Annotated in this window: 4 protein-coding genes and 1 pseudogene; 2 read left to right on the top strand and 3 right to left on the bottom strand. The window is 44.6% G+C overall.

The annotated features are described in order from the left end of the window. A pseudogene (locus PX636_RS07725) lies at window positions 1-536 on the top strand (ArnT family glycosyltransferase); the annotation flags it as partial. 258 nt (window positions 537-794) lie between these two features. On the opposite strand, the gene PX636_RS07730 reads toward PX636_RS07725, so the two are convergent. After that, window positions 795-2,873 (bottom strand): thioredoxin domain-containing protein, encoded by a 2,079-nt coding sequence (locus tag PX636_RS07730; RefSeq protein ID WP_288116656.1) that lies wholly within the window; start codon window positions 2,871-2,873, stop codon window positions 795-797. A 77-nt stretch (window positions 2,874-2,950) separates the two neighbouring features. Here PX636_RS07730 and PX636_RS07735 point away from each other — a divergent pair, with 77 nt between their 5' ends. After that, window positions 2,951-3,559 (top strand): chromophore lyase CpcT/CpeT, encoded by a 609-nt coding sequence (locus PX636_RS07735; protein WP_288116657.1) that lies wholly within the window; start codon window positions 2,951-2,953, stop codon window positions 3,557-3,559. Here PX636_RS07735 and hemB read toward each other — a convergent pair. Beyond that, window positions 3,556-4,536, bottom strand: a complete 981-nt coding sequence (hemB, locus tag PX636_RS07740) for a porphobilinogen synthase (protein ID WP_288116658.1) — start codon at window positions 4,534-4,536, stop codon at window positions 3,556-3,558. The genes PX636_RS07735 and hemB overlap by 4 nt on opposite strands. 116 nt (window positions 4,537-4,652) lie before the next feature. Beyond that, window positions 4,653-5,309: a GTP cyclohydrolase I FolE gene (gene folE / locus PX636_RS07745; protein WP_002783992.1), complete on the bottom strand. Its 657-nt coding sequence runs from the start codon at window positions 5,307-5,309 to the stop codon at window positions 4,653-4,655. Window positions 5,310-5,547: the final 238 nt, after the last annotated feature.

Below are 5,547 nucleotides of genomic sequence, written 5' to 3' on the forward strand. Positions count from 1 at the left end.
CGGAAAAATGGTTAAATGTATTAATACTTTCAGCAATCCTTATCTATCTTTTCCTTTTCGGAGTAAGGTATCCTTTTGATCGTCATTTCCTGTTCCTTTTACCATTATTTATGGTGCTTTTAGTGATTTCAAATAATTATATTAACGAGCAAGATATTGGCAAAAAAATAACTGCTTTTGCCTTGACAATGATCTTTATTTGGGGCGGATTTACTATAGCTGCAACCCATGACTACTTAGCCTGGAACCGAACTCGGTGGCAAGCCTTAAATGATTTGATGGAACAGGGAGTTACTCCTGAATATATCGATGGGGGATACGAATTTAATGGCTGGTATTTAAACGATATAAAATATCAGAAGCAGCGGGGTAAAAGTTACTGGTGGGTAAATCGTGATGACTACATGATTTCCTCTGGATTGCTCAAAGGTTATCAAGAAGTCAAACGCTATCCTTTTGCAAGATGGCTGCTTTTAAAGCAAGATAATGTTTTTGTTCTCCATAAGATGGCTGAAGATAAAACTAATGGGACTTAAACGCTCAAACGATCAAATCGAGTATAACCGCTACAGAGTCGGCACTTGACGTTGAGAGAGCGGCTATGAAATAGACAACCCCAGCCGCGATACCTCTCTGGCTTTGACCAATGGTGTGGGCGTTTTGACAATGGAGAAGAAAATCATCTCCATTCCTGTCCATTTTGGTCAAAATAATCAATGATCCTGAATCTTGGTGATTAAAAAAGCGTTAATTGCTTTTTTATCACTGTTCTCTGCTTGAGAGAGAAAAAAACCTTAACCGAGTAGTATTGACTCCCCCCTCATCACCCCAGCAATTTGTCGGTCTAACTGTTCTAAATTTTCCGCCGGTTCAAGGCAGCATAACCCTTGACAAATTAACCCAAATGTGCTAATGGGCAAACTGGCATCGACTCGATACACCGCAGTGGGCAAATAGCGACTTAACAGCGGCTCGATCGAGCTTTCCGGGGCGCGCAGACAGAAACCGTGACGATAGTGATCGAGGGCAACAAATAAACTGGGGCAAGCGGTGGGGGACTCTTCTAGGATGGTACTAAAAGATTGCAAGGCCTTTTCGGCCCGATCGAGATATTCTAGATTTTCCGTCAATCGCGACAGACGCAATAAATTAGCGATCGCAATTCCGTTGGCCGAAGGGGTGGCATTATCCGTATAACCCCGTTCTCGCACGATCAGATCGAGACTATGATCAGAAGCAGTATTAAAATATCCTCCCTCATCCTCGGCCCAAAACCAGCGATCAAATTCCCCCTGTAAATCGATAGCCGCCTCTAACCAGCCAGTTTCTTGCGGTTTAGCGGTTTGCAAGTCCAGCAAAGCCTTAATAAAATAGGCAAAATCCTCCGATTGGGCCAAAACCGAGGCCTGACCCTGATAATTCAAGCGCTGAAAACGTCCATCTAACCACTGATGCTTGAGAATAAACTCGGCCGCGACCGTAGCCATTTGCCAGTACAAAGGTTCGCTAAAGACGGCAAAGGCCCGGGCTAAACCGGAAATCATTAAACTATTCCAAGCGACGATCATTTTCGTATCCGTTACCGCCGGAATGCGTCCCGGCCAAGAGACAGTTTTCGCCTCCTGATTGTCTCTGGCCGGGGGAAAAAGAGCTAATTGGGCTTGAGAACTGCCATAACGCCGAATAAATAACTTATCGAGCATATTTTCTATCTCCTTCCCTAATTCTCCCCCTTGCCGACGTTGCAGCACATTACGACCCTCAAAATTCCCCTCGGCAGTGACGGTAAAATTAGCCTGCAGCAGCCCCAATTCCTCGGTCGAGAGATAATCCCTTAACTCCAGATCCGACCAGACATAAAAGGCCCCTTCCTCCGGTTCCCCATCCGTGGCCTTCTCAAAACTATCGGCATCTTGGGCCGCATAAAAATAACCTTCTGGGGCGGTCATTTCCCGTTTTAGCCAGTTAACCGTGCCTTTAATCCCTCTCTCAAAGGCCGCCTCTCGATTACCCGCACTCCACAAATTGGCTAAATATTCGACAATTTGCCCGTTATCGTAGAGCATTTTTTCAAAATGGGGAACTGTCCACGTCGAATCCACCGTATAACGATGGAATCCTCCCCCCACATGGTCATAGATTCCCCCCAGGGCCAGATCTTCCCCCCGTTGATAGGCCGCTTGCCGGAGGGAATCGTCAAAATCGTCACCAAAGCGACTACCCTGCAAAGCCAGATGAGAATATGGAATCATCGGAAAACTGGGCCGACCGTAGTTATTGGGATTAACCCGAATCACCGCCGTATTTGTCTCGATTCCTGTGGCTAAAAGGGAAGGAGCGGCTAAATTAGTCTCTGCTCGGGGTAAAATAGCTGATTGACGCAGTGCGCCCAGCATTTCGGCCGTAAATTTGCTTAATTTCTCCTTTTCCTCGTCATAATAGCGACGTACCGATTGCAACACTTGCAGAAAACCGGGCCGGTTAAAGCGCGGTTGCACGGGAAAATAGGTGCCACCATAGAAGGGAATTAAACTATCGGGTGTTAGGAAGACATTCAGCGGCCAACCCCCTTGACCGACCATCATCTGCAATGCTTGCATATAGATACTATCGATGTCCGGTCTTTCCTCGCGATCAACTTTGATCGGCAAAAAATACTGATTGAGATAATCGGCAATGGCCTGATCGGAAAAAGCTTCTCCTTCCATAACCGTACACCAATGACAGCTAGAATAACCGATCGAGAGAAAGATCGGTTTATCTTCCCTCCTGGCAATTTCTAGGGCGCTGTCACACCAATACCACCAATCGATCGGGTTTTCGGCGTGTTTTCGCAGGTAAAGACTTTCAGATTCAGCCAGATGATTAGCCATGGGAAAAGGGGTATTTTTGCTCTTGCTGCTTATTAGTTTAAGCTAATTAGAGACTAACCGGAATCAAGCCTCTGCTTATGCTGAAAACTTCGATCGCCCTAGGATTTTTTCTCACTCAATCTTTGCCCCTTAACCCGCAAGTGCAGGGGGTGGCTAATCATTTAATTGGGGTTATGGATACCAGGGAACAAGCGCAGACTAACCCGCGTATTGCTAAGGTGCAAATGACTACCTGTGCGGTGGATTTTTCCCCCAAACAGGATAGTATTTATCTTTATCAGGAACAGGCAATTATCGATCGCTTAAATCAACCCTATCGTCAAAGAATTTTAGTCATTCAACCTAGCCCCGATAATTCCACTGTGGAATCAAAAGCCTATAAGTTAAATAATGCCCCTAACTTTATTAATTTTTGTAACAAAGACTTGACAGAAAGAAGATTAAATGTATCAGATTTGGCTGAGTCGGTGTGTACTGTGTTTTTAAAACCGATAGCGGGGGGTTATCGGGGAGAAACTCCCCCCCAGGGTTGTGCCACTAATGCCAGAGGTGCGGTGAAAATAACTAATACAATTATTCTACATTCCCAGGGCATGGATACCAGCGATCGAGGTTATGATAGCCTTGGGCAGCAGGTATGGGGAGCGCAGGATAATGTCTATCAATTTCGCTGGCAAAAACCCTAAAATCGGCTTTCTTGTTTCATTAATGCCACATCGGCAGCAAAATAGGTCAAAATCAAATCGGCCCCCGCTCGTTTCATACTGATTAAAGTTTCCAAAATCAGGCTTTTTTCGTCAATCCAGCCCTGTTTTGCCGCCGCTTTAATCATTGCGTATTCACCACTAACATTGTAAGCGGCGACGGGAAGATGGCTACTATCGCGCAGACGACGGATAATATCGAGGTAGGCCAGAGCGGGCTTAACCATAATAATATCTGCCCCTTCTGTTATGTCTAAACTGGCTTCCCGTAAGGCTTCCCGACTATTAGCCCCATCCATTTGATAGGTTTTCTTATCACCAAATTTTGGGGCTGATTCTAAGGCATCTCGGAAGGGACCATAATAAGCAGAGGCATATTTAGCCGTATAAGCGAGAATTCCCACATCCAAATAGCCAGCCGCATCTAAAGCTCGACGGATCGCCCCAACCCTACCATCCATCATATCGGAAGGAGCGACGAAATTAGCCCCGGCTGCCGCTTGCGAGAGCGACATTTTCACTAAAACTTCCAGGGTTTCATCGTTGAGAATTTTACCGTCCTCCACAATACCATCATGACCATAAATCGAAAAAGGATCGAGGGCAACATCGGTAATAATAATTATTTCAGGGACTTCTTTTTTAATCGCTTTCACCGCCCTTGGCACTAAACCATCGGGATTATAACTTTCTCTACCGAAATTATCTTTTTTATCTTCGGCAATCAGGGGGAAAAGAGCGATGGCATTAATGCCTAAATTATAAGCATTAACTACTTCTTTGAGCAATAAATCGAGGGAATAACGATAACAATCGGGCATAGAAGGAATAGCCACCTTTTGATTTTCTCCCTCCATGATAAAGAGGGGATAAATCAAGTCATTAACGGTTAATTCAGTTTCACGAACAAGACGGCGAATCGCTGGATTATAACGAAGACGACGGGGACGAATCAGCATGATAACAGCGAGTTAAAAATAAAAAGTAAACAGTAAATAGCTGGTTTTGCTCTAGTTTTTTACCTAGGCAAAAACCGGGGATAGGACGATCAAATAATCCTGATCCCCCTGACTAATTAGTGAAAATCGGGACTATGACGAATCAAACTCATAAACTCTTGACGAGTCTTAGCAGAATCGGCAAAAATACCGCGCACGGCACTCGTAGAAGTCCAAGAACCGGGTTTTTCAACCCCGCGCATTACCATACACATATGAGTCGCTTCAATCACCACAGCTACCCCTTGAGGTTGTAGTAATCCTTGCAAAGCATCGGCAATTTGTGCGGTTAAACGTTCCTGTACTTGCAGTCGTCTGGCGTACATTTCACAGATGCGGGCAATTTTCGATAAACCGATCACTTTCCCGTTAGGAATATAGGCAACATGAGCGCGGCCGATAATTGGTAAAATATGGTGTTCACAGGAGCTAAAAATATCGATGTCTCGGATTAAAACCATCTCGTTAGCATTCTCGTGAAAAACTGCCCCATTCAGCAATTCATCCAGGGATTGCTGATAACCAGAAGTGAGAAATTTTAGGGCTTTTACTACTCGTTTAGGAGTGTCTCGTAAACCTTCGCGATCGGGATCTTCTCCTAATCCTAACAGCAGTGTTCTTACCGCTTGCATCATCTCGGCTTCCGATACCGGCGATTTAGGTTCGGTAATCACTTCGGGAAAGTGATTGTAGTCATCATTGTCGAAAATTGCTTTGGACTTAGCTAAGGTCATAGATATTTTTACAGACTCCAATAGTTAATTGATCGGCAAAGTTTTCTGATTTTACCAATTGTCAATAAATACCCTTTGCTAGAGTATTTATTTTTCTGGGCATCTAGACGATAACTAATGAAAGCTATCGGTTTATTTCCTCGTCTTTGGGGTTATCTCCGGTACGGAAACTTGGAAAAATTGATTTTCCTAGTCACCGAAAAAGTCTTGCGTATCTCCCTAGTTAATTGAGGGCAGA

This window comes from Microcystis sp. M53598_WE2 (assembly GCF_030067735.1).
Lineage (GTDB): Bacteria > Cyanobacteriota > Cyanobacteriia > Cyanobacteriales > Microcystaceae > Microcystis > Microcystis aeruginosa.